Source organism: Corynebacterium sp. ZY180755, from assembly GCF_054331495.1.
The window spans coordinates 586477-609200 of sequence record NZ_CM135811.1 but is presented as its reverse complement, the minus strand read 5'-3'; the positions used below and the strand labels follow the sequence as shown (position 1 = coordinate 609200).

The window sequence follows — 22724 nt, the reverse complement described above, 5'->3', positions numbered from 1 at the left end:
GCTGTCATGCAAATGGTTATCCCAGAAGGAAGGGCCACCGTGCGAAAGTTGGCTGCCCGTTTTTGTGGGGTTCCCTCCCCCGTACCTGCTTCATACCTCTAGCGAGGTTGGCAGAAGGGGACACACGCGACACGTCGAATGGTGCCTACCGTTCTTAGCGAATAAAGCCCAACAAATCCTAGCCACTGTTGAGATTCCCTACTGTGCACACGTGTTGTTAAGCGTGTGGGAATGGCCAAGGATTAGGCCGGCAGATCTTGCCGTCCTTTTCGTACACCTCGCTTGGGTCGATGCGGTAGAGCTCGTCATTGCTCATGGACAGCGTCTGCTGCATCATAATCGGCGCCAGCGCTCCGTTTTCCCCACATGGTGTGTGAGCAGCAAAGCCTAAACCGTGGCCCAGCTCGTGGTTGAGCAGGTACTGGCGGTAGGCGCCAAGATCGCCTTCAAAGGGCGCTGCACCGCGAACCCATCGGGACTCATTGATCACTACTCGCCCGCCATTGGAGTTGAAGCAACTGGTTTCCATTCCGAGGTCGTGTCCACAAGCTGCGTGAGTGGTATCGAGCGATGTCAGCTGAAATCGGAAATCTGGATCCTGGTCAGCGTTGACGTGGACGAACTTGTATTTGCCGTCATTGGTCCAGCCCTTTGGGTTGGCCAATGTTGCGTCCACCATGGCGGCGAAGGCGTCACCACCGCCATACGCGGTAGCGTCCACGCCTTCTTCAATCTCCACTACGTAGGTGTAGGTCTTCTTCTTACCCTCACCTGATTCAGCACCGGCAGTACCCACAGGCTTGTACGTTCCTTTACCTTTTTGGGTGAACTTTCCGCCAGGGGGCAGCTCAGACAGCGGGATGTCTGGGGCGTTGGAGTCTGCTGGTTGAGGAGCATTCAGCGCCTGCCCTGAAGCATTCGTGCCTGCGGATTCCTCCTGAACGATCGACTCTTGGGCCGCTGTGGGCTCGGAATCAGTAGGGCGTAGGAAGACATCGAAAAGCACCCACACAGTGATCACTGCGAGTACTGGGATGGCATAGGCACGCCAGCCATAATCGCGGGCGAAAGTAACAAAGAAACTCTCTTTGTCCTGGTGAGCGCTATTGGAAGTCATCGTTGTAGTTTAGGCTCCCGCGAAACCAACAGTGCGAGCGTGCTGCTTGCCCAGCTCAACGTAGGAGATACGAGCGTTGCGTACTAGGTAGCGCTTGCCCTGGTTGTCCTCCAGCTCTAGGATCCCCGACTCATCGCGCAGAGCTTCAGAGATCTTTCCTGCGATCTCCTCTTGTGAAACGTCAGTAGGGATAACCAGCTCGCGTGGGCTGTCAACAAAACCAATCTTGATGTCCATTACTCAATCCTCTTTACTCATTGGGGTGTTCTTTACAACGTTTCAACTAAGACTATCGCCTAATTAATCCACCGTAAAAAGTTGGCGATTAACGCACGCTCAGCGAGGTTTTGGGGATCTCATACCGGATGACACCACCGAATCAGCGTGCCGGCATCACGTGGGTTTAAAGATAAAGACTGTGATCTTTGTACCGGTTTACTGCCCCTACTTTTAACCATGGATGACCCTTACGGATAATATCGAAGTGTGTCCTCATCGAATAATGCATCCAAGACGAGAACGAAACGATCCCCACGCCGCGCAGTAAGGCGTATCCATACCGCGGTGCAGGAGCACCAGCCCACTGCAGCGGAAGAGGTTTCTAAGGCTGAGGGAAGCACCCAACCAGGCAGTCAGGATGCCCCTAATCCCCGAGGCAGGCGCACGAAGCGTCGCGCTGTTCGACGTCGCACAAGCAACGATAGACCTGCCGCGTCTACTGAATCCGCCACCAACACGGAACCAGTAAACGAAGCCACTACGCCTGATCCTGTATCAGCAAAGCCCAAAGATAAGCCCCGCAAACGGCGCCGGGTGTCACAGCACAGCAATGACAGGCACAACAACACCAAGCAGGCTAACGCCCAGTCTGTTTCTCACGCTGCACACGGAGAAGCTCCTGCTCCCGCACGAGGAGAAGAGGATAAGGACCTCCCCCCTACGTTTTCTGAGCTCGGCGTCGCCGTGGAGATTACGGAGGCCCTGGCTAAGGCCGGTATTCACCGTACCTTCGCCATTCAAGAACTGACGCTGCCTATTGCGTTGGACGGCCGTGACCTCATTGGTCAGGCACGTACGGGCATGGGTAAGACCTTGGGCTTCGGCGTACCAGTAGTAGACCGTGTGTTTGATGCCGCCGATGTGGCTGAACTGGACGGGACACCACGCGCCTTGATTGTGGTGCCAACTCGTGAGCTGGCAAGCCAGGTAGGCGAGGACATCGAGCGCGCCGCCGCCAAGACTCCAGTGCGCGTCACCACCATTTTTGGCGGTCACCCTTTTGATGATCAGGTGGCAACCCTCAAGCGTGGTGTCGACATTGTGGTGGGCACACCGGGCCGACTATTGGATTTGTATAAGCGTGGCAACCTCCGTCTTGACCAGGTGGCTATCCTGGTCCTTGATGAGGCCGACGAAATGCTGGACCTGGGATTCTTCCCTGATATTGAGAAGATCCTTACGGCGCTGACTCACAAGCATCAGACGATGTTGTTCTCCGCGACCATGCCTGGACCTGTGATCACCTTGGCCCGCGGTTTCATGTCCAACCCAGTTCATATCCGCGCAGAAGATGTCAGTGCCAATCAAACGCACGCCACCACCAAACAAGTGGTCTTCCAAGCACACCAGATGGATAAGCCCGCCGTCATTGCTCGTGCCTTGCAAGCGCACGGCCGTGGCAAGACCATCATTTTCGCTCGCACGAAGCGCTCCGCAGGGGCTCTTGCGGAAGACCTCGCCGGCCGAGGCTTCTCTGTGGGCGCAGTACATGGTGATTTAGGCCAAGCCGCGCGAGAGCACTCTCTGAACGCCTTCCGCAACGGCGCGGTGGAGATTTTGGTGGCAACAGACGTTGCAGCGCGCGGTATCGACATTGATGACGTCACTCACGTTATTAACTATCAGACCCCTGATGATCCGATGACCTATGTTCACCGCATTGGACGCACTGGCCGCGCGGGACACTCTGGTACGGCTATCACTTTGGTCGGTTATGACGAGGTGCTGAAGTGGAAAAATATCAATGACGAGCTGGATTTAGATATGCCAGAGCCACCGCAATGGTTTAGCACATCTCCTGAGCTCTTTAGCGCTTTGGACATACCTGAAACGGCAGGCGACGTGGTGGGTAAACCGCGCAAGGTTGCTGGTGGGCAGCTGCCACGCAACCGCAATGGTGGCCGCGGTACCAAGGGCGGCGGGAAGCCGTCGTTGCGCAGTAGCGACCGCACTGGAGGCCGTGGTGGCAAGCGCAGAGGTAGGGCTTAGCGTCAGTTGGAATCTGCGCCGGTTGATGGCCATAATGGGAGCACTATGGACAACACCCCAACGCCCACTGGTTCCTCCCCTGTTTCCGCGCACCATGACTCGCACGGCAGCGTGCCTGTGCTGGGCGCAAGCAGGAAGAACTGGATTGCCACCGGCCTGATCGCCGGTATCAGCGCCGTAGCAGTAGCTGGCGTGTGGGCAACGGCACCTGCCCGCCACTCGGAACTTATCCCAGCAGCCGAGGCATACACCGCGCCTCCAACATCGGATTCCGTTCCCACCGAGCTTGAGGAGGCATGGGCTGCACCCAGCGCCGATCCCTCGCCGCGCCCCATAGTCTCGGAGGGCTTGGTGATCTCCGCGGATAATACGGAAGACGGTTCCCTGCTTACCGCACGCGAGTACCACACCGGCAACGTGTTCTGGTCCTACGAGCGTGATAAACAGCTGTGCTCATTGGGACAAGCGTGGGGCAAGGTAGTTGCCACATATGCCACGGGTGTGGGATGCGGTGACGTGGTCACTATCGATTCCAAGACGGGTCAGTACTCCGACACCCGATCCGCAATTGCTTCGGAACATACCGTGCCGGTTTCCTCCAATGACCGCGTCGGCGTGGTCTCCCAGCAACGGGTTGAACTGTGGCGTTCTGATATGGTCCGCACGGTGGAATATGGCAAGGTTGAGGCGCCGCAGGAAGCTGACATGCAGCCTCATGATGACTGCACGATATCTTCTGCACTCACCCGCACCGAGTTGCTCGCAGTGGTGGACGTGTGCAAGGACGGCACGTACCTACGCCTGCAAAAAGTCACGCCGGAAGACTCCCGTAAGCCAGAGATCATCAAGGAAATTAAGGTCCCTGACGGCGCACAGGTGGTTTCAGTTGGCCAGGAGGCTGCAGCTATCTACGTAGAGGACCCCACCCCGCAGATCCACAGCTACAGCCAAGACGGCATCCTGCTTGCACGCCAAGAGGTTGAGAAGGCTCCGGCCGTGGAAGCAGTGGACGGAGTGTACCAGCCGCCGGTGGCGGATCTGCCACACCACATGACCTGGTTTGACGGCGCAAACTTATACCTGTTCAGCCCCACCGATCAGAAGGTGGACCGCATCTTCACCGGAGTAACGGGTACGGGAGTGGCACTAGGTGATCGCCTGGTGGTGCCTACGAGATCAGGCTACGCGGTAGCTAACTGGTCCACTGGAAAAATAGAACGTGCCATCAAGGTAGATCGCGGCGACTATGAGGGGCCAATTGCTCTGAACACCGCGGGCGCATCCATCATTGAGAAGCGTGACGGTGCTGTGGTAGCTATGAAGGCTGCGTCTTAGTACGACATTGTTGGTAAATTTCCTTACACTGACAAGCTAAGATGGTTAAGTTAGTAGATAGTTTTGTGTGGTATTAAACGAGGAGACAGCACACTATGATGAGACAGCCCAGTGCATCAAAGATGGCAGCTGAGGGTATCGTGCAGTACATCCGCGATAACCACCTAACTCACGGTGACCCGCTGCCCAGCGAGACCGTGCTGTGCGAGGCACTCGGGTGCTCACGTTCATCTGTGCGCGAGGCTATGCGCACTCTCTCCTCGCTGGACATTGTTGAGGTTCGTCACGGCCATGGCACCTACGTTTCCTCGATGTCCCTGAGCCCGTTGATTCAGGGCATGATCCTACGCGTGCTGCTTTCCGCCGAGGAATCCTTTGCTAACCTCACGCACATCGTCGACCTCCGCGCAGGCTTTGACCACTCTGTGGCTACCGAGCTCATCGGTGTGTGGGAGGGTCGCGATATCGAACCGCTGCTAGCGATCGTGGACGAGATGCGCGCCGAGCACAAGGCGGGTCGGTCTTGGACGGAACAGGATCGCAAATTCCACACGTCTCTTCTGGAACCTGTATCCAACCCGCTCATGCGCGAACTTTCCGACGCCTTCTGGGAAGTCCACATGACCGCGCTACCGCAAATGGACATGGGGCTGCCAGAAGATGTCGAGATCACCATCGAGGCCCACGCGGCCATGGTCCGCGCGTTGCATTCCGGTGAAATCGAGCGCTTCCACGAGCTTGTAGACACCCACTACGAACCGCTGCGGCGCGCCATCGCGCTCAAGGCAGCGAAGGAATAAGGAAAGCGACAACCTCTGCGAGGTTGTCGCTTTAGTCTTTGGTTTTCGCTCTTGGGGCGAAGCCCCCACCCTGGTTTAAGAGCCGTATCGGTTGGCCGCCCACGCTACGGCAGGGCCACTGAAGAGCATTGCTAGACCAATGATGCAGGATAGGCCTACAGCTGCGGCCAAGAACCACTGACCCGCTTGGATCATGAACCAGCAGTTCAGTAGCAGGATCATCTGCAGCATAATTGTTGGCCCACGGCCCCATTTAGCGCCGCGAATCATCAAAATTCCGCCGGCCAAGGTTGCACCGAAGATGATGATGAAGAAGATGGCCGTACCTAAGCCCACGTGTGTGTTGGCATCCGCGGTTTCGTACACCAAGGATGAGTCGCGCTCGCCAGTCAGATCACGCACCGCCAAGAAGAGTGCGTATGCCAGACCGATGACGGACTGAACGATGCCTATGATTCCGCCTATGCGGACTTGCTGCGGTGGGGTTAATCCTTGGTTACTCACAGAAGGGATTGTATCGGTTTTTGTGAGTCCTTGAAAAAGGCTCGAGTTCGTAGCGCGCAATGAGTTTCAGGCACACTACCAGTGCAAACGATTGCCCTTCATTGCCTGCATCACACAATCAACAAACTTTAATAAGCTCACCTGAGGTAATCACACCAGGACCACCATACTGCCGATTTGACTACCATAAACTTGCTTAACTCAAGCCCTAAAGGATAAAACTGCAGAACAGTACACCCAATCAATCTAGTTTTGTAGCAAAAACAAAGGGGAAAACGGCCTGGGATCTACGTCCTGATGAATATTTTTTGTAATACTTGTCACAATTTGCCGTAAACCTCTAGCCTAGAAACCGATTGCATGACATTATTTGATTCGTACTTCAGAGACGCTTTCTGGTAAGGATTCGTTTCCCTCAGGTTCACCTAGGGAATCACCTTCTCAACCGCCGTCTCTACCCCACTGGGTAGCCGCACGATAAAGCGACGCGCAATCCACACAGCCACCTTGGTTGAAAGCACCGCGCCCCACCTTCACTCCCCTACATTGAAAGCACCAGCGCTTCCCGCAAGCGCATGGACTTTGGTTTGCTGCACCCAAAAACACATAACTTTGACCCACAAGGAGAAATGACATGGATTGGCGCCACGAAGCAGTTTGCCGCGACGAAGACCCAGAACTGTTCTTCCCAGTCGGCAACTCTGGTCCAGCACTTGCTCAGATCGCATCCGCAAAGATTGTTTGCAACCGTTGCCCAGTAACCTCTGAGTGCCTCGCATGGGCCCTCGAGACCGGCCAGGACGCAGGCGTCTGGGGCGGCATGAGCGAAGACGAGCGCCGCGCTCTCAAGCGTCGCAAGAACCGTGGCCGCGGCCGCGCACGCGCAACCGTTTAAAGCGCACTACAAGCGCCCTTCGCCTCACCCCTTGAGGGCGCTGATTTCGTCACCACCCATCACTGCGACTAAACTACACTGATAGAAATTTACCTAGTAGTGAGGAGACCGCAATGAGCCAGCGTGGCCGTAAGCGTAAGGATCGCCGCAAGAAGAAGGCTAATCACGGCAAGCGTCCAAACGCATAAGTCAAAGCCTGATACAGAAAGCAGCCTGCAGATAAACTCTGCAGGCTGCTTTCCATTTAGCCCCGTATGCATCGCCTACGACGAAACATCGTAAGCGCGCCTCCGCATGATTCCACTACTCACGCGCCCACGCTAAGACAGACCACACTCGTCTGCTCGCCATGAGATTGCGCTCCCCGGCGGTTGTGGCCTACAAAAGGAAGCCGCCTAGCCATAAGACTAGGCGGCTCGGCAGTGCGCTCATCGCATTCAGCGTTCCTTTTCTGCAAGGGTGCCCATTTCCTCACGGGCAGCAATTTCCACCGCTGTAGACACAGCTGGAGCCACGCGTGGGTCAAGCGCAGATGGAATGATGTAATCCACATCTAGCTGCTTGTCAGTGATGATGCTTGCGATCGCCTCAGACGCAGCCAGCTTCATCGCTGGTGTAATACTGGTTGCTTTGGCAGCGAAGGCACCTTGGAAAATTCCAGGGAAGGCCAGCACGTTGTTGATCTGGTTTGGCAAGTCAGAACGTCCGGTTGCTACGACGGAGCCATACTTCCTAGCCAGCTCCATCGGAATCTCTGGGTCAGGGTTAGCTAGGGAGAACAGGAGCGGATCCTCATCCATGGTGCGCAGGAGGTCCTCTCCAATAGTGCCACGGGAGAGTCCGATGAACGCACTGGCCCCCTTGAAGGCCTCTTTTTTACCGCCTTTGATGTTTCGGGGGTTCGTGATCTCTGCCAGTTCCTTTTTAATAGGAGTCAGGTCCTCACGGGAAGACTCAATAATGCCGTGAGAGTCAAGGACAACGATGTCCTTAACGCCAGCATCCACGAGCATCTTGGTACATGCCACGCCAGCGGCACCGGCACCGGAAACAACCACGCGCAGGTTGGCCAGCTTACGGCCGGTGAGCTTACAAGCGTTACGGATGCCTGCGGTCAACACAATGGCGGTGCCGTGCTGATCATCATGGAACACAGGGATGTCTAGACGCTCGTCCAATCGGCGCTCGATTTCGAAGCAACGAGGAGCAGAAATGTCTTCCAGGTTAATGGCGCCAAAAGACGGTGCAATCGCGGCTATGGCATCAATGAGCTTGTCTGGGTCCTTCTCATTCAAGACAATGGGCACTGCGTTGACGCCCACGAAGTTGGTAAACAGCTGACACTTGCCCTCCATCACCGGCAGTGCCGCCGCTGGACCGATATCACCCAAACCCAGCACCGCGGTGCCGTCGGAAATCACTGCCACTGTGCGCCCCACGCCGGTGTAATCCCGAGCAAGCGATGGGTCCTCCGCAATAGCCGTACACACGCGCGCTACACCTGGAGTGTAGGCAAGAGACAAGTCGTGCTTGTTGCGCAACGGACGTGCGGAAGTGACAGAGAGCTTGCCGCCCTCGTGGGCTGCAAGGATCTCCTCCATGGTGAGATCTTCAGTCTTAACATCGAAGAGCTTGAAATAGGACATGATGTAAAAGGTTCCCAACGGTAACTCGAGAAAGTTTGCACAGTAGCCTACGACGAACCAACGGTTTCTATGCGCTTGTGTGACATATATCCCCTCATCTGGAGCACCCTCCTAGCGTAATCGGGGGTAAAAACGCACGAAACCTCCCGCACCTTGCCAGACACGGGAGGTAATAAAATTCAGTGGAGTGGATAAAAACTGCCCATTAGGAGCTGTAGTAGGTGGTTCGTTCCACGCGGATGGAATAGGTGATTTTCTCACGCAGGGTATCGGGCGCCTTGCCGCAACAGCACTGCTTAAGTAACGCACGAATGGCTTCCTCGTTGGCAACCGCTTCTGAACAGGTAGCGCAGTTTTCAATGTGCGCATTGAGGCGCGCGCATTCTTGATCAGTGAGTTCGCGATCCAAAAGGGCGAACATCCCTAGGTTGAAGTCGTCACAGGTGCAGTCGTTGCAGCCGCAGTTATCTTGTTGGCTCATTTCACGTCCACCTTCTCAGTGCTTTGTGCCTTGTCTGCATGGTCTACGCCAATGCCATGTTCGCGTGCTACGTCCTTCAACGCGCCGCGGAGCTGTTTTCTTCCACGGTGCAACCTAGACATGACGGTACCTAGCGGGGTATCCATAATTTCCGCGATTTCCTTGTACGGCAGACCTTCGACATCGGCGTAGTAAACCACCATGCGGTAGTCATCAGAAAGATCATTCATAGCCTGCGCAATGCGCTTGTTTGGCAGGTTCTTCAGTGCCTCAACTTCCGCTGATTCCAAGCCCGTGGAAGCATGCGAGGCGGAGTCCAACAACTGGTAGTCGGTGACTTCATCTGCAGAAGACTGGTGGGGCTGACGCTGCTTCTTGCGATAAGAATTGATGTAGTTGTTGGTCATGATGCGGTACAACCAAGCCTTAAGGTTGGTACCTGGTGTAAAGGACTCGAAGGCCTGGAATGCCTTGATGTAGGTTTCCTGCACAAGATCTTCCGCATCTGAGGGGTTGCGGGTCATGCGCAATGCACCTCCGTAGAGCTGGTCTAGGAGAGGCAGAGCCTCTTGCTCAAAGATCTTCTCCAGTTCCGATCCCGGCGCGGGCGGCTTGCGGTTTTTTTGTGCTGCCACGTGTGTAGTACGCCTCCTTAGGCTTTTTCGTTCTCTATAAAGCGTAGCGACTTTTGCCTCACCATGCCTTTCGCCACTAGTTTTCAACTTTTTCCGCACGGCGCGCTCTCAGTGAGAGAATGTATCCATGGCAAAAAAGGCAAGAGCAAAGGGTGGCACACCAGCGTTGCAACTATTAGAACGGGAGGGCATCAAACATGCGGTGAGCACGTTCGAGGGTGGCACAGATCATTTTGGTGATCACGCAGCCGCGGCTCTGGGCGTGGAACCTAGCCGGATTTTCAAGACGTTGATTGTGGAACTCAAGCCACGCAGGCTGGCTGTAGTCTGCGTGCCCGTAACGCATCAGCTCAGCCTCAAGAAGGCAGCCGTAGCATTTGGTGCGTCCAAGGCGCACATGGCGGATCAACACGATGCGGAGCGTTCCACCGGATACATCCCCGGTGGGATTTCCCCTATCGGGCAGAAGCGCCCACTAGACACAGTCATTGACGCCTCCGCCCAGGCCTTCGACACCATCTTCGTTTCTGGTGGCCGGCGTGGGCTGGATATCGAGCTAGCTCCAGCGGACCTTGCTGCCGTTACTAGCGCAACTTTTGCGGACGTCAAAGCATGAATATCTCCGAGTGGATGAACCAAGCAGTGCACGCGCTGAAGGCCCAGTTTGGTAACAACCTTGTGTTCGTTGGACTGCAGGGTAGCTATCGCCGAGGCACGGCAACGCCGGAGTCGGACATCGATATCGCGGTCATCTTCCGCGAAATGGACATGTCCACGTTGCACGCTTACCGAACCACGCTGGACTCACTCCCCCACGGCCAGCACGCACACGGCTTCACTGCCACCGTGGAGGACCTCTTCCACTGGCCGCGCCATGAACTACCGGGCTTCTTTGCGGATACTCACGCCTACTACGGCACCTTGGAAGATGTGCTCCCCAGCCTTGACCACGAGGACATTGTCACCGGTGCCCGCGCATCAGCTGCCACCGTCTACCACATGCTGGTCCACTCCATCGTGGCCGGAGAAACACCGGACATGGAGTTCCTGAACAAGCAGGCCTGCTTCACCTCCGTGTTGCACGGCGCAGCCGTACGCGGGACATTCAATTGGGCGCAGCCGCGCCCACACATGACCGCAGAGCAAATGCTGGCGTGGCTGAGCACGCTGCTAGAAGAGCTCTAGTGGGCCGTCGATAAGCTCCTTGTAGTCATTGCGAACGTTACCCACCGCAGGATCAGCGGGGGTAAGCCTGAAGGCCTCGATAACCTCGCTGCGCGCTGGGGTCAGGAGCTCAGCCGCTTCACTGGGACTACCCAAGAGCCACTGCTTGATCTCATCGCGTGCAAGGAAACGAGGCATGCGATGATGAACCACGTCCAGTGGCGGCGCGGAATCAGTAGTGACGATGGTGGCCGAGAGCTGATCTAACCCCGTAGCCCACAGCCCCGCCACCCATATGACCTCGCCTGTGGTGATCCAATACGGAATCTTCCTACCAGTCTCTGCGCCTGCCGCTAACTCTGGGGAATCACTCCACTCGTAGTAACCGTCCATGGGGATCGCACAACGGCCATGCTTGAAGGCGTCTCGGAAACTGGGCTTGTCTCGTAGGGTTTCAGCCCGCGCGTTAAACAGTGGTGGGCCGGAATCATCCTTCTTCCAGCGCGGAAACAAGCCCCAGCGAGCAGGCTCCACCATGGCCTCGTTCGCGCTTGTCGCCCGCAGAATGGGGATAACTTGAGTGGGCGCGATGTTGTACCGAGCAGGTGGCAGTCCCTCGGGCGCATGGACGTCCGCGAATGGGACGTCAAACAGCGCCGACTGGGTGTCCTCGGAGGTACTGAACAAAACGAATCTTCCGCACATAGCCTCTATTATGGAACACATGTCGAATAACAGCGCTCATGAATTCTGGCCAGCACCGCGCGCATCTGCACCAGTGAATGCAACCGTTGCAGTTCCAGGCTCCAAGTCGATCACTAACCGTGCGTTGATTCTTGCGGCCCTTGCAGACGGCCCATCCACTATCACCGGCGCGTTGGTCAGCCGTGACACCACACTGATGGCCAAGGCGCTAAATACCATGGGGTGCACTGTGGACATGGTCAGCGAGTCCATCGGAACCCCTGACACCACCATTCATGTCACACCGGGCGTGCTCAAAGGCGGAGCAATCGACTGTGGTTTGGCTGGCACCGTAATGCGTTTCGTGCCCCCAGTAGCAGCACTAGCAAAGGGCACCGTGTTCTTCGACGGCGACCCCCAGGCCCGCAAACGGCCAATGGGACAGATTCTGAGCGCCTTGCGCGCTGCGGGTGCCGAGGTACGCGGAGACAGCCTGCCGTTCGAGGTCTCCGGCACCGGCAACCCAGATGGTGGAGTCATTGAGATTGACGCGTCTTCATCCTCTCAATTCGTTTCCGGCATGCTTCTGGCCGCTCCACGGTATTCCTCCGGCATGGTGTTGAAGCACGTCGGCGGCAAACTACCGTCCATGCCTCACATTGAGATGACCGTTGACATGCTCCGCCAAGCGGGGATCACTGTTGACACAACAGTGGAACACCAGTGGACTGTCTCCCCTGGACCAATTGCGGCGAAAAACTGGCGAGTGGAGCCTGATCTGTCCAACGCGACCCCTTTCTTGGCGGCCGCGGCCGTGACGGGTGGCAGCGTCACCATTGAGCACTGGCCTGTTCGCACAACCCAACCTGGCGACGTCATCCGCGACATCCTCGAACGCATGGGCGCCACCGTTGAGCTTGAGGCTGTGGGCGATCACTACAACCTCACCGTCACGGGGCCGAAGGGCGGCAAGCTGCGCGGAATTGAGATCGACATGAGTGATATCGGTGAACTCACCCCCACTGTGGCAGCGTTGGCCGCGGTGGCAAGCACCGAATCTCGGCTCACCGGCATCGCCCATTTACGCGGGCACGAAACCGACCGCCTGGCAGCCCTCGCCGCTGAGATCAACCGAGTGGGTGGCGCGTGCACCGAGCTTTCCGACGGCCTGCTCATCGAGCCATCTGAGCTCACCGGTGGCGCATGGATGAGCTACGAGGATCACCGGATGGCCACTGCCGGTGCCATCTTGGGACTTGTGGCTGACATCGAGGTAGAGAACATCGCTACCACCGCCAAGACTCTGCCCGGTTTTGAAAACATGTGGGAGTCGATGCTGCGTGGCTAGAAGCTCCAATCGTCGTTCATGGGATGAGTCTGACGTACGCATCCGCCCGGGCAAGGGATCAAAACCACGCACCAAAGACCGCCCCAAACACGATGATGCAGAGTTTGGAATGGTCATTACCAAGGACCGCGGCCGCTGGGGTGTCATCCTCGATGGCCGTACGGAACCAGTAGTATGCATGCGCGCCCGAGAGATGGGCCGCACCGCAGTTGAGGTGGGAGATCGCGTGGGTATCGTTGGCGATACCTCTGGAAAACCAGGTACCTTGGCACGCATCGTGAAGCTGGAGGAACGAACTTCCGTCCTGCGCCGTACTGCAGACGATACGGACCCGTACGAGCGCATCGTGGTGGCCAACGCCACACAACTGCTGATCGTGTCCGCAGTTGCTGATCCCCAACCGCGCTCCGGTTTCGTGGAACGCGCACTCGTGGCGGCATTTGTAGGCAACCTTCAGCCCATCATCTGCCTCACTAAATCGGACTTAGCTGACCCCACCGAGTTTGCCGCTGAGTTCGAATCCCTGAACGTGCCGGTAGTCATTTGTGGAATCAACGATCCCCTGTCAGAGGTCAAGGACATCGTGGAAGGCTCCATCTCCGCCCTGATCGGACACTCGGGAGTGGGTAAGTCCACACTGGTGAACCGCCTGGTTCCAGACGCCTACCGCGAGACCGGTGAGGTCTCCGGCGTTGGCAAGGGACGCCATACCTCCACCCAGGCCGTCGCGCTCAGGCTCACCCCTGAACATGGCTTTGCAGGCGGCGGATGGATTGTGGACACCCCAGGCATTCGTTCCTTCGGCCTCGCACACGTGGATGCTGACACGGTAGTGCGTGTATTTGATGATATGCGCGACCTCATCGAAGACTGTCCCCGTGGCTGCACCCATGTAGGCCCGCCAGCAGACCCCGAGTGTGCACTGGATACCGTAGATCCCGACTCCCCTACCGGCCGGAGGATCGTTGCGGTACGCAAGCTCCTGGTAGCACTTCGCAGTAACGATGACTGGGCTTAGAAGAGCCACAGCTACAGCCTCATGCCTCAGCCCCTTGGAGTCATTGGACGTGTGACAGTTCAGGCTTTTACATAGGGACGGGACAAAAAACTAAACTTTGCGCCGTTTCTAGACACATTGCGCAAGAAAAAGTGCACAAAGTTTAGATTCTTGTACCACTCCCTCAAAACGCCCCGCCTCCCATCACGTGGCCACATGTGATTCTTGAACGCAGCCGTTAGGGCATAAAAATGATCCGCACCTGGCTGGTGCGGATCATTTGTGTAATTTAGGCTGCCTGAGCCACGTTTTGACGCTCAAAGCGCGGGTTAATGTTGAGGTCCTTCTTTGGACGTCGGCCGGAGTAGATGAGAGCCATATCTTTGATGGAAGGGCGCAACTTCTTCAGCATCTTGAGGCCGGATGCCAAACCTTGACGGCCACCTTCCTGGACACCTAAGGAGGCCTCGACAACTGGATTCTTAGTGAATGCACGGTTGGAGCGCACCTCAGGGGCATTATCGGGGTCAGCCACGAGGTATTTGTTCGGCAGAGTCAGCTTCAGCAGAGTTTTCTGGACTTTCAAAAGCTGCGCCGGGAAAGAATCCACATTGTAGGGCAAATCGTATTCTTTGCAGAGCTGCTGAACCTGCTTGCCAGCGGCGGCAAGACGGTTGGATGGCATATCCGGAAATAGGTGGTGCTCGATCTGGTAATTCAGGTTGCCAGACATAATGGTCAGCAGCTTGCCACCGTGGAAGTTTGCAGAGCCCAGCATCTGACGCAAGTACCACTGGTTGTGATCCTCGGTGCGGAATTGCTCTTTGGTGAAGGTCTCCGCTTCATCTGGGAAGTGTCCGCAGAAGATGACAGCGTACGCCCATACGGAACGAGTAATGTTCGCAGCTAAATTGGCTCCAGCCGTGGCCAAGAAGTTCGGGCCAGACAACGCTGGGTAGAACACGAAGTCGCGCGCTACCTGTCGGCCAGCCTTGCGGGTGGTCTCCCAGAACTTCTCCTTGGTCTCAGCCCACGTGGAGCGGCCAGCGAAGAACTTGCCTAGCTCCACGTCGTAGTAACCTACTGCCCATTCAAACAGGGTGGCCAGTACGGTGTTAACCACTGGCTGGAAAGTATGGAGGGTGGACCACTTTTTGTCACGGGTAACGCGCAGAATGCCGTATCCGACATCGTTGTCCATGCCCAACACGTTGGTGTAGGTGTGGTGGACGTAATTGTGGGAGTGCATCCACTGACTGGATGGACACACGATATCCCATTCCCACGTGGTGGAGTGGATCACCGGGTCATTCATCCAGTCCCACTGGCCGTGCAAAACGTTGTGGCCGATCTCGAGGTTCTCCAGAATCTTGGCGGTAGAGAGCATGGTGTAACCAGCCCACCACATCTTCTTGTTACCGCTAAACAGGAGGGCAATACGCGATGCCGCCTCAAGACCGCGCTGCACGCGAATGAGGTTCTTGATGTACGCAACGTCCTTAGGGCCAAGATCCGCCACAATGTCATTTTTAATCTTGTCTAGTCGAGCGCCGATATCCTCGATATCTTTATCGCTAAGGTGGGCATAAGACTGAATGTTGTCAATAGCCATGGGATAATTCCTTTCTGCGCGTAGCGTGTCTACACGTCAATTTCCACGTCGCCACATGCGACAGAAACACAAGTACGGATGCGCGCGCCTTTTTCATACGCCTCGCCGGTGCGAAGATTCATGGCTTCACCGTCAACAAGCGGACGGGTGCATGTGTGGCAGATGCCCATGCGGCAGCCAAAGGGCACCTGAATGCCCTGGGACTCCGCGGCCTCCAGGATGGTGGTGGCACCATCGGCAGCCACCTGCCCCTTGGTTCCAAAGGTGATGGTTCCACCCTGCGCGGAGGTGCCGGAGCGATCCAGCAGAAAGCGCTCGGTCTTGATATCGATGCCGTTCTCCTGGGCCCAATTCTCAAGCTCATCCAGCATCTTCGCTGGCCCGCAGGCATAGATCACCACGTCTGAGGAGATGGGCAATTCCTGGGTGCCCAGGCGGCCTTGAGCGCTGGTGATCCGCGGGATGTAGGTGAATCGTTGGTGGTTCGCAGCCATCATTTCGAGCTCGGGACCAAACAGCAAACCGTCCTGGGTGCGAGCGGAGTGATACAGCGTGACGTCAGATTGTTCCAACTCACCACGACTCTCCATGGTGCGCAGCATCGCAATCACAGGGGTGATGCCCGTACCGGCCGCAATGAAGGCCAGCTTTTTTGGAACTGGGTTAGACAAGTGGAAGTCACCGGCCGGTGCCAACAGGCGAATTACCGTGCCTGACGTGACGGTACCAACCAAGTGATTACTCAACTTGCCTTTCTCCACCGCGCGTACGGTGATGGACATGGTTTTGCCGTTGGTATCGGGTGTATTGGTCAGCGAGTAACTGCGCCACGTGTAGCGACCATCCAGCAGGACGCCTAGCCCGATGTATTGGCCAGCTTCAAACGTGGTGGGAACTCCCCAACCGGTCTCAATCTCAAGGTGGACAACCTCCCCCTCACGGGTAGCGCTCACAATCCTTCCCCGCAGCTCTCTTGTGGACCACAGTGGGTTGAGCAGTGCGGAGTAATCATCTGGCAGCAGTGGCGTGGTCAATTTTTTCAGAATTCCACGCACAGGAGCTAGACGGTCTTTCGCCATAAACCTCTCACATTCCTCAGCTACGTTGTAGTAACTTACGTTTTAGTAGCTTACGTTGATTCGAGTGCGTTGTCTAGCTTTTGCCCCTAAAAGTTTGCCCTCGAAACGTTTCCCCACCTAGGCACACAAAAAGGGTGTTCGTGGAAAAATCCACAAACACCCTCTACTCGGTTTCACCCTAGAGAAGCTCAACCAGCATGTTGAGCTCAGATGGGTCATACCACGCTAGGAAATTATCCAGTGCGTCACCCACTGCCAGCTCAGCTTCTTCCTCTCCAAGATCCGCCTCATCAACTACCTTGATTGCCTTGGCGGTAGCTTCCTCGCTGGACTCTACATCGATGTGAATGGCAGCTACATCATCGAAAGTGATCTGCGCCGGGTTGAGTTTTACCACTGCCTCACCAAGCTCTGGATCGCTTGTAGCCTTGTGATCATCCACATCCACGCTAATGACAACGCGACGATGAGGGAACTGTTCCTCGTCCCCGATGGCAAGCAGACGCAGGGAGGCACGGGACGCCTCATCAAAGGCGTACTCCGCAAAGTCCTCCTCATCACCAGCAGTGAAGTACTCACGCAGCGCAGGAGTTACAGCAAAGCCATAACCAGAGCGCGCAGTAAACGTGCCACTATCACGCAACTGCGCAAGCATGGCAAAAGTAGCCGGAATGTAAACGCGCATTAGAAGTCACCTTCGATACCGAATAGCCCCTGAATTTCCACGACAGCACGATCAAATTGCTGGTAGTACACACCTACAAGGCCAGATTCCACAGCACCTCGCACGTTAAGGATGGAGTCATCCACCATCACGCAATCGTTCATCGGCAGCTCAATCGCGTCCGCAGCAGCCTGAAAAGCAGCCTCATGCGGCTTCTCCGCACCAATTTCACCGGAAAGCACTACAGCGTCAACAATGCCCTGGGTCTGCAAAACACGAATATGGTCAGCACCAGCTCCACCAGGGTCATTAGACAGAACTGCCAAGGCCACACCATTTTGGCGTGCCGCTTGGAACAGGTTGCGCCAGCGGCGCTGATCCTCGTCACTGCCGTCAAGAACACCTACGTAATCCACAATTAGTCCACGCACAGGAAGCTGATTCACCTTTCACACTTGTACTGAATGCGCCACACCTTTAAGTTTTGGCACTTTTGATCTCAAGAAACATCACAATACAGTGAATCGCGCTGAATTTCTTCCGCCATTATTGAATATTTTTTATATATCAGTCCCCTCAAGCCTTCTAACTGCGGTTTTCCCAAAACGGTAGCTAAAACTTAAATATTCGAGTTAGTATTACCCGCAAGCCACCTTTATCCGAATCGGGCACATGAAATGCAAAGGCATTTACATGAACACTTTCGCCCCTATCCCCGGTTTCACACATCTACACCGGCTTCAGCCACCCCAGCGCAGGAAGATGTCTCCGGTTTTACATGACAGCGTCAACCAGGCCACAGCTCTCGTTGCCATCGCTCTAGCCACCTACTTTGGAGTGCGGCCACCAAGCCGACTCCACAAGCGCACCTTCTCCCCAACGCTGATCGCATGCCTCAGGGCGGGTAAGGATTCCAACATGCAGCCGCGTCCCGCCCGCGGCCCTACCCGACTACTATCCTCCCACGCTCATTCAGACAACGGAGGTCTCCAACTGGTGGGTACCGTCATCTGTGCAGGGCACTATTATGGCTACTTCGCCACCTTCGAAGACTCACCACGCAGGCTGGTACTCAACTCCTTGGAAGTCACCGCCTAAACAAGCTAGAAGGGACGTGAGCTAAATGCTCACGCCCCTTCCACAGTCTAAGAGAACCTTAGTCCTGAGGCTCCTCGTTATCAGCCGACTGCACCTGCGCTGCCTGCATCTGTTCGGCCTGCTCGAACTGCTTACGCAGCATGAACAAATTGCGCACGGTATCTTCCTTGATGGCGTCCTTCATAGCGTTGAACATGTCGCCACCTTCCTTCTGGTATTCCACCAAAGGATCGCGCTGTGCCATCGCGCGCAGGCCGATGCCCTCCTTCAGGTAATCCATCTCATAAAGGTGCTCGCGCCACTTCTGATCAATGATCGGCAAGATGACCATGCGCTCAGCATTGCGCATCTGCTGCTCGCCACCGATAGCCGCCACGCGTGCCTCTAGGTCCGCGTACTGCGCGTGTGCATCCTTGAGCAGTGCCTCACGCAGGTCCGCTTGAGACAGCTCGCCCGGCGCACCGTATTCGGAGCCGTTTACCAGTTCTTCGTGGCTGAAGGTAGGGCCGTACAAGGACTCAAGCGCATTCCATAGAGCATCGAGGTCCCAGTCCTCCAAGTAACCCTCAGCGGTTTCGCCGTCAACGTAAGCGTTGATGGTCTCATCGATCATGGACTGGATGTTTTTAGAGATGTCCGCGGACTCGAGGATCTCGCGGCGCTCCGCATAGATCACCTTGCGCTGAGAGTTCATGACTTCGTCATACTTCAGCACGTTCTTACGCATTTCGAAGTTCTGGTTCTCAACAGAAGCCTGCGCGCCCTTGATTGAGTTAGTAACCATCTTTGCCTCAATTGGCACATCATCTGGGACGTTCAGACGGTTCATCATGTTTTCCATGGACTGGCCAACGAAGCGAACCATTAGCTCGTCACGCATAGACAGGTAGAAGCGGGTAGTGCCCGGGTCACCCTGACGGCCGGAGCGTCCACGAAGCTGGTTGTCAATACGGCGGGACTCGTGGCGCTCGGTGCCTAGGACGTACAGTCCGCCCGCGGCGCGAACCTTTTCAGCGTCTTCCTTGCCTCGAGCCTTCACTTTTGCGAGCTCATCGTCCCACGCTGCCTCGTACTCTTCTGGAGTCTCGACAGGGTCAAGTCCGCGCTCTCGCAGGTTAATGTCAGCAATGATGTCCGGGTTACCGCCAAGCACGATGTCAGTGCCTCGACCAGCCATGTTGGTAGCAACGGTGACCGCGCCCGGCAGGCCGGCCTTGGCGATGATCTGAGCTTCCTGCTCGTGGAACTTAGCGTTCAGTACGTTGTGCTTGATGTGTCGGCGCTGGAGCAGCTTGGAAAGGTACTCTGAACGCTCCACGGAGGTAGTACCAACAAGAACGGGCTGGCCAGCTTCCACGCGCTCAGCAATGTCATCAACTACAGCGGCAAACTTTGCTTCCTGGGTCTTGTACACCAGGTCCGTCAGGTCCTCTCGCTGCGGAGTGCGGTTTGGCGGAATTGGGATAACGTTGAGCTTGTAAATCTGGTGCAGCTCGGCAGCCTCAGTCTCAGCGGTACCGGTCATGCCGGCGAGCTTGTCATAAAGGCGGAAGTAGTTCTGCAGAGTAATGGTAGCCAGAGTCTGGTTTTCGTTCTTGATCTCTACATTTTCCTTGGCCTCGATAGCCTGGTGCATGCCCTCGTTGTAACGGCGACCCGCTAGAACGCGACCAGTGAAAGCATCAACGATCAAGACTTCACCGTTGCGCACGATGTAGTCCTTATCGCGAACGAACAACTCCTTAGCCTTCAGCGCATTGTTGATGTAGGAAACAAGCTGAGAGTGCTCTGGAGCATACAGGTTATCAATACCCAGTTGATCTTCAACGTACTGAACACCGTCTTCCTTGATACCCACGGTGCGCTTGCGCTCGTCCACTTCGTAATGGATGTCGCGCTTCATGCGTGGTGCCAGCTGAGCAAAAACGGAATACCACTGGGAAGATCCGTCTACGGGGCCGGAAATAATGAGTGGCGTTCGAGCCTCATCAATGAGGATGGAGTCAACCTCGTCCACGATCGCGTAGTGGTGGCCACGCTGAACCAGATCGTTCAGATTACGAACCATATTGTCACGCAGGTAATCGAAGCCGAGCTCGTTGTTAGTGCCGTAGGTAATATCCGCGTTGTAAGCTTTACGACGCTCCTCTGGGCGCATATTAGACAAGATCACACCGCATTCAAGGCCGAGCCAGCGGTGGACACGACCCATCCACTCGGCGTCACGCTTGGCCAAGTAATCATTCACGGTGACGACGTGAACGCCTTTGCCCTCAAGTGCGTTTAGGTAAGCAGGAAGCACACATGTCAAGGTCTTGCCTTCACCGGTGCGCATCTCGGCTACGTTGCCAAAGTGAAGCGCTGCGCCACCCATGACCTGCACCTTGTAGTGCTTTTGTCCCAGAACTCGCCACGATGCCTCACGGGCAGTAGCGAATGCTTCCAGCACGAGGTCATCAACGGTCTCACCGGCTGCGAGACGCTCCTTAAACTCGACGGTCTTTGCCTTGAGCTCGTCATCAGTGAGCGCCTCGTACTCTGACTCAAGAGCCAACACTTGGTCAGCAATCTTGTCGAGCCTCTTTACTGCGCGCCCCTCACCCATGCGGAGCATCTTGGAAAGTCCAAACACGTGCACTAATCCCTTATCTTTAAATAGAAATCACTTTTAACCAGCTATTGTACGCACAACACTGTGGAAAAGCTGAACCGAGCCCGTAAGCAAACTAGGGATTGCCTGCGAGTCTTACTGAACCACATGCGAGAGGCACCCGGTGTACTCACCGAGTGCCTCCACAATCTACTTACAGTGGGCGCATTCTAGGCGCCGCACGGTATTTAAGATTCTGCCAACGTGATTAAGCCGTAATCGTATGCATGACGACGGTAGACCACGCTTGGGCGGCCAGTCTCTTCATTCACGAAGAGGTAGAAGTCATGGCCCACGAGCTCCATTTCGCTGAGAGCATCGTCTACGGACATCGGAATAGCTGGGTGTTCCTTCTCACGAACGATCTGACCAGGAACTACATCCTCAACCTTGTCCGCGTATGGATCCACATCGTACTTACCAACCTGAGCTTCCTCAGCTTCCTTAACCAGCTGAGCTGCAGCCTCGCCGGTACCAACAGGCGCGCGGTGACCGGACATGGAAATGGAACGACGTGCCTTTACCTTACGCAGAGAGCGCTCCATGCGGTGCAGTGCCGTTTCCAGTGCTGCGTAGAAGGAGTCTTCCTTAGCCTCAGCACGCGCAATATGACCCTTACCGGTTGCGGTGATCTGAATACGATCAGACTCATCAGCGCGACGTGGGTTACGCTCCGCCTGAAGCTCTACGTGGAAGAAAGTGAGAGTGGGGTCCAGTCGAGCAATCTTTGCAAGCTTGCCATTGACACGCTCCGCGAAGTGCTCCGGCACCTCTACGTTACGGCCAGTGATGGTTACCTTGACGTCTGGACCCAAGGTCTCGTTGTTGTCAGCAGGCGTGGTCATAAATTCACGTACCTTCCTGGTAAGCCGCCACGGCAAGCCTGTGAGTGGGATTACTCTGGCCTACCCTACGTGGTCGGGATCAACTTCCTACTTAAGAATACATCTGGTCATAACCTTTGCGCCACATTGTTTTATCTATTACGCGTTACTCCACCCCAACCCTCCCCTCACCTTCACTCCCGCGCTGGTCAGCACCGCAAGAGTTACCGCCATCGTTGCCCCCGTTGTGATCACATCATCAACCACCAACACCCCTCGCTCGGGTGACGGCATGGTTGTGGCACCGGTAAAGCGAACATGGCCAGCCAAATTCTTACGCCTGCCTTGAACGTCCAAACCCACTGAGTCCTTAACACCACGGGTGTGTTCCACCGCTTTCCACACGTCAAAGCCAGTGTTCAGAATCATTCTCATCACTGGATCCCCACCACGCTTGCGCGCAGAAGCCCTGCTGGTGGGCGCAGGTACCAGCAGGATATCCTCATCTAACTCTCCGCAAGCGATAAGGAAGCGCACGGCCGCGCCGATCGCCGCACCCATAGGGCGCGCAACGTCGCGACGGCCACGTTCTTTGAGGGCGATGAGTGCACGCCTGCGAGAACCACCGTACGGGCCAAGGGACCAGATTGGCGCGTGGGGATCCGCTCGAGTGGTAATACGCTGAGGCAGGCCAGTCCATTGCGCCTTACACTCATCACACACGCGCACACCGGCCACTCCGCACCCGGCGCAGCTTACGGGTAGTAAAAGCTCAAACATGTCTCATACCGTGGCATATCCGCAGCAAGGCAGGAGGTGATCTTGACTTCAGATCCAGAATCTGTGGATAACCGCACCCGCAGCATAAAGGTTATTAACAATCCGCTGCAGACTGAGGCGCAACCTAAAAGCCTGGGGTAGCT

The 22724-nt window shown here is 56.0% G+C and carries 24 protein-coding genes; 10 read left to right on the top strand and 14 right to left on the bottom strand.

Going from position 1 to position 22724, the window contains the following annotated elements; translation table 11 throughout:
• Positions 1-217 precede the first annotated feature (217 nt).
• Positions 218-1117, bottom strand: coding sequence for a DUF3152 domain-containing protein (locus ACXM2N_RS02820; RefSeq protein WP_458489816.1), 900 nt, complete (start codon positions 1115-1117; stop codon positions 218-220).
• A 9-nt stretch (positions 1118-1126) separates the two neighbouring features.
• The gene (locus ACXM2N_RS02815; protein ID WP_458489814.1) at positions 1127-1354 is read right to left on the bottom strand and encodes a DUF3107 domain-containing protein; all 228 of its coding nucleotides are present in this window, start codon (positions 1352-1354) and stop codon (positions 1127-1129) included.
• A gap of 726 nt (positions 1355-2080) precedes the next feature.
• Here ACXM2N_RS02815 and ACXM2N_RS02810 point away from each other — a divergent pair.
• The 3 genes from ACXM2N_RS02810 to ACXM2N_RS02800 all read left to right on the top strand — a co-directional run bounded on the left by ACXM2N_RS02810 (position 2081) and on the right by ACXM2N_RS02800 (position 5520).
• Entirely contained in the window at positions 2081-3385 is a 1305-nt protein-coding gene (locus tag ACXM2N_RS02810) for a DEAD/DEAH box helicase (protein ID WP_458490973.1), read from the top strand.
• Positions 3386-3430: 45 nt separating this feature from the next.
• A complete protein-coding gene (locus ACXM2N_RS02805; RefSeq protein WP_458489812.1) occupies positions 3431-4720 on the top strand; it encodes an Rv3212 family protein in 1290 nt (429 codons plus the stop codon).
• A 95-nt stretch (positions 4721-4815) separates the two neighbouring features.
• Positions 4816-5520: a FadR/GntR family transcriptional regulator gene (locus ACXM2N_RS02800; RefSeq protein ID WP_458489810.1), complete on the top strand. Its 705-nt coding sequence runs from the start codon at positions 4816-4818 to the stop codon at positions 5518-5520.
• A gap of 75 nt (positions 5521-5595) precedes the next feature.
• On the opposite strand, the gene ACXM2N_RS02795 is transcribed toward ACXM2N_RS02800, so the two are convergent.
• The gene (locus tag ACXM2N_RS02795) at positions 5596-6024 is read right to left on the bottom strand and encodes a hypothetical protein (protein ID WP_458489808.1); all 429 of its coding nucleotides are present in this window, start codon (positions 6022-6024) and stop codon (positions 5596-5598) included.
• A 634-nt stretch (positions 6025-6658) separates the two neighbouring features.
• On the opposite strand from ACXM2N_RS02795, the gene ACXM2N_RS02790 reads away from it, so the two are divergent.
• A complete protein-coding gene (locus ACXM2N_RS02790; RefSeq protein ID WP_458489806.1) occupies positions 6659-6919 on the top strand; it encodes a WhiB family transcriptional regulator in 261 nt (86 codons plus the stop codon).
• Between the two features lie 113 nt (positions 6920-7032).
• Positions 7033-7107, top strand: coding sequence for a 50S ribosomal protein bL37 (locus ACXM2N_RS02785; protein ID WP_370443781.1), 75 nt, complete (start codon positions 7033-7035; stop codon positions 7105-7107).
• A 249-nt stretch (positions 7108-7356) separates the two neighbouring features.
• Here the strand turns inward: ACXM2N_RS02785 and ACXM2N_RS02780 are convergent, their stop codons facing one another.
• From ACXM2N_RS02780 to ACXM2N_RS02770, 3 genes are all read right to left on the bottom strand, one after another.
• The gene (locus ACXM2N_RS02780) at positions 7357-8565 is read right to left on the bottom strand and encodes an NAD(P)-dependent malic enzyme (protein WP_458489804.1); all 1209 of its coding nucleotides are present in this window, start codon (positions 8563-8565) and stop codon (positions 7357-7359) included.
• Positions 8566-8770: 205 nt separating this feature from the next.
• Entirely contained in the window at positions 8771-9046 is a 276-nt protein-coding gene (gene rsrA / locus ACXM2N_RS02775) for a mycothiol system anti-sigma-R factor (protein ID WP_458489802.1), read from the bottom strand.
• The gene (locus ACXM2N_RS02770; RefSeq protein ID WP_458489800.1) at positions 9043-9681 is read right to left on the bottom strand and encodes a sigma-70 family RNA polymerase sigma factor; all 639 of its coding nucleotides are present in this window, start codon (positions 9679-9681) and stop codon (positions 9043-9045) included. Before ACXM2N_RS02770 ends, rsrA begins: the two co-directional genes overlap by 4 nt.
• A gap of 127 nt (positions 9682-9808) precedes the next feature.
• Here ACXM2N_RS02770 and ybaK point away from each other — a divergent pair, with 127 nt between their 5' ends.
• Together ybaK and ACXM2N_RS02760 are read left to right on the top strand one after the other, a co-directional pair.
• Positions 9809-10297 carry a Cys-tRNA(Pro) deacylase gene (gene ybaK, locus ACXM2N_RS02765; RefSeq protein WP_458489798.1) on the top strand — a complete coding sequence of 163 codons (489 nt, stop codon included), beginning with the start codon at positions 9809-9811 and terminating at the stop codon, positions 10295-10297.
• Complete coding sequence (locus ACXM2N_RS02760; RefSeq protein WP_458489796.1) at positions 10294-10866, top strand: nucleotidyltransferase domain-containing protein; 573 nt, start codon at positions 10294-10296, stop codon at positions 10864-10866. The genes ybaK and ACXM2N_RS02760 overlap by 4 nt, the downstream gene beginning before the upstream one ends.
• On the opposite strand, the gene ACXM2N_RS02755 is transcribed toward ACXM2N_RS02760, so the two are convergent.
• Entirely contained in the window at positions 10852-11550 is a 699-nt protein-coding gene (locus ACXM2N_RS02755; RefSeq protein WP_458489794.1) for an SOS response-associated peptidase, read from the bottom strand. The two genes, ACXM2N_RS02760 and ACXM2N_RS02755, sit on opposite strands and share 15 nt — an antisense overlap.
• Before the next feature lie 19 nt (positions 11551-11569).
• Here ACXM2N_RS02755 and aroA point away from each other — a divergent pair, with 19 nt between their 5' ends.
• Complete coding sequence (aroA, locus tag ACXM2N_RS02750) at positions 11570-12877, top strand: 3-phosphoshikimate 1-carboxyvinyltransferase (RefSeq protein WP_458489792.1); 1308 nt, start codon at positions 11570-11572, stop codon at positions 12875-12877.
• On the top strand, positions 12870-13895 hold the full coding sequence (gene rsgA / locus ACXM2N_RS02745; RefSeq protein WP_458489790.1) for a ribosome small subunit-dependent GTPase A: 1026 nt from the start codon (positions 12870-12872) through the stop codon (positions 13893-13895). Before aroA ends, rsgA begins: the two co-directional genes overlap by 8 nt.
• A 268-nt stretch (positions 13896-14163) precedes the next feature.
• Here the strand turns inward: rsgA and ACXM2N_RS02740 are convergent, their stop codons facing one another.
• The 4 genes from ACXM2N_RS02740 to ACXM2N_RS02725 all read right to left on the bottom strand — a co-directional run bounded on the left by ACXM2N_RS02740 (position 14164) and on the right by ACXM2N_RS02725 (position 17660).
• Positions 14164-15486: a fatty acid desaturase family protein gene (locus tag ACXM2N_RS02740; RefSeq protein WP_458489788.1), complete on the bottom strand. Its 1323-nt coding sequence runs from the start codon at positions 15484-15486 to the stop codon at positions 14164-14166.
• Positions 15487-15515: 29 nt separating this feature from the next.
• The gene (locus tag ACXM2N_RS02735; protein WP_458489786.1) at positions 15516-16565 is read right to left on the bottom strand and encodes a ferredoxin reductase; all 1050 of its coding nucleotides are present in this window, start codon (positions 16563-16565) and stop codon (positions 15516-15518) included.
• A gap of 178 nt (positions 16566-16743) precedes the next feature.
• Entirely contained in the window at positions 16744-17250 is a 507-nt protein-coding gene (locus ACXM2N_RS02730) for a DUF6912 family protein (protein WP_458489784.1), read from the bottom strand.
• Positions 17250-17660, bottom strand: a complete 411-nt coding sequence (locus ACXM2N_RS02725; RefSeq protein ID WP_458489782.1) for an HAD-IA family hydrolase — start codon at positions 17658-17660, stop codon at positions 17250-17252. The genes ACXM2N_RS02730 and ACXM2N_RS02725 overlap by 1 nt, the downstream gene beginning before the upstream one ends.
• A 331-nt stretch (positions 17661-17991) precedes the next feature.
• On the opposite strand from ACXM2N_RS02725, the gene ACXM2N_RS02720 reads away from it, so the two are divergent.
• Positions 17992-18327 (top strand): hypothetical protein, encoded by a 336-nt coding sequence (locus tag ACXM2N_RS02720; RefSeq protein ID WP_458489780.1) that lies wholly within the window; start codon positions 17992-17994, stop codon positions 18325-18327.
• A gap of 58 nt (positions 18328-18385) precedes the next feature.
• Here the strand turns inward: ACXM2N_RS02720 and secA are convergent, their stop codons facing one another.
• The 3 genes from secA to ACXM2N_RS02705 all read right to left on the bottom strand — a co-directional run bounded on the left by secA (position 18386) and on the right by ACXM2N_RS02705 (position 22581).
• Positions 18386-20959 (bottom strand): preprotein translocase subunit SecA, encoded by a 2574-nt coding sequence (gene secA, locus ACXM2N_RS02715; protein WP_458489778.1) that lies wholly within the window; start codon positions 20957-20959, stop codon positions 18386-18388.
• A 206-nt stretch (positions 20960-21165) separates the two neighbouring features.
• Positions 21166-21822: a ribosome hibernation-promoting factor, HPF/YfiA family gene (gene hpf / locus ACXM2N_RS02710; protein WP_458489776.1), complete on the bottom strand. Its 657-nt coding sequence runs from the start codon at positions 21820-21822 to the stop codon at positions 21166-21168.
• 138 nt (positions 21823-21960) lie between these two features.
• The gene (locus ACXM2N_RS02705) at positions 21961-22581 is read right to left on the bottom strand and encodes a ComF family protein (RefSeq protein ID WP_458489774.1); all 621 of its coding nucleotides are present in this window, start codon (positions 22579-22581) and stop codon (positions 21961-21963) included.
• Between the last annotated feature and the right edge of the window lie 143 nt (positions 22582-22724).

Bases quoted from the DNA above. Each gene is read 5' to 3' on its own strand.
- ACXM2N_RS02760 (WP_458489796.1), top strand. From the start codon at position 10,294: ATGAATATCTCCGAGTGGATGAACCAAGCAGTGCACGCGCTGAAGGCC.
- ACXM2N_RS02820 (WP_458489816.1), bottom strand. From the start codon at position 1,117: ATGACTTCCAATAGCGCTCACCAGGACAAAGAGAGTTTCTTTGTTACT.
- ACXM2N_RS02815 (WP_458489814.1), bottom strand. From the start codon at position 1,354: ATGGACATCAAGATTGGTTTTGTTGACAGCCCACGCGAGCTGGTTATC.
- ACXM2N_RS02805 (WP_458489812.1), top strand. From the start codon at position 3,431: ATGGACAACACCCCAACGCCCACTGGTTCCTCCCCTGTTTCCGCGCAC.
- ACXM2N_RS02800 (WP_458489810.1), top strand. From the start codon at position 4,816: ATGATGAGACAGCCCAGTGCATCAAAGATGGCAGCTGAGGGTATCGTG.
- ACXM2N_RS02720 (WP_458489780.1), top strand. From the start codon at position 17,992: ATGTCTCCGGTTTTACATGACAGCGTCAACCAGGCCACAGCTCTCGTT.
- ACXM2N_RS02740 (WP_458489788.1), bottom strand. From the start codon at position 15,486: ATGGCTATTGACAACATTCAGTCTTATGCCCACCTTAGCGATAAAGAT.
- ACXM2N_RS02780 (WP_458489804.1), bottom strand. From the start codon at position 8,565: ATGTCCTATTTCAAGCTCTTCGATGTTAAGACTGAAGATCTCACCATG.
- ACXM2N_RS02735 (WP_458489786.1), bottom strand. From the start codon at position 16,565: ATGGCGAAAGACCGTCTAGCTCCTGTGCGTGGAATTCTGAAAAAATTG.
- aroA (WP_458489792.1), top strand. From the start codon at position 11,570: ATGTCGAATAACAGCGCTCATGAATTCTGGCCAGCACCGCGCGCATCT.
- ACXM2N_RS02705 (WP_458489774.1), bottom strand. From the start codon at position 22,581: ATGTTTGAGCTTTTACTACCCGTAAGCTGCGCCGGGTGCGGAGTGGCC.
- hpf (WP_458489776.1), bottom strand. From the start codon at position 21,822: ATGACCACGCCTGCTGACAACAACGAGACCTTGGGTCCAGACGTCAAG.
- ACXM2N_RS02790 (WP_458489806.1), top strand. From the start codon at position 6,659: ATGGATTGGCGCCACGAAGCAGTTTGCCGCGACGAAGACCCAGAACTG.
- ACXM2N_RS02730 (WP_458489784.1), bottom strand. From the start codon at position 17,250: ATGCGCGTTTACATTCCGGCTACTTTTGCCATGCTTGCGCAGTTGCGT.
- ybaK (WP_458489798.1), top strand. From the start codon at position 9,809: ATGGCAAAAAAGGCAAGAGCAAAGGGTGGCACACCAGCGTTGCAACTA.
- rsrA (WP_458489802.1), bottom strand. From the start codon at position 9,046: ATGAGCCAACAAGATAACTGCGGCTGCAACGACTGCACCTGTGACGAC.
- ACXM2N_RS02755 (WP_458489794.1), bottom strand. From the start codon at position 11,550: ATGTGCGGAAGATTCGTTTTGTTCAGTACCTCCGAGGACACCCAGTCG.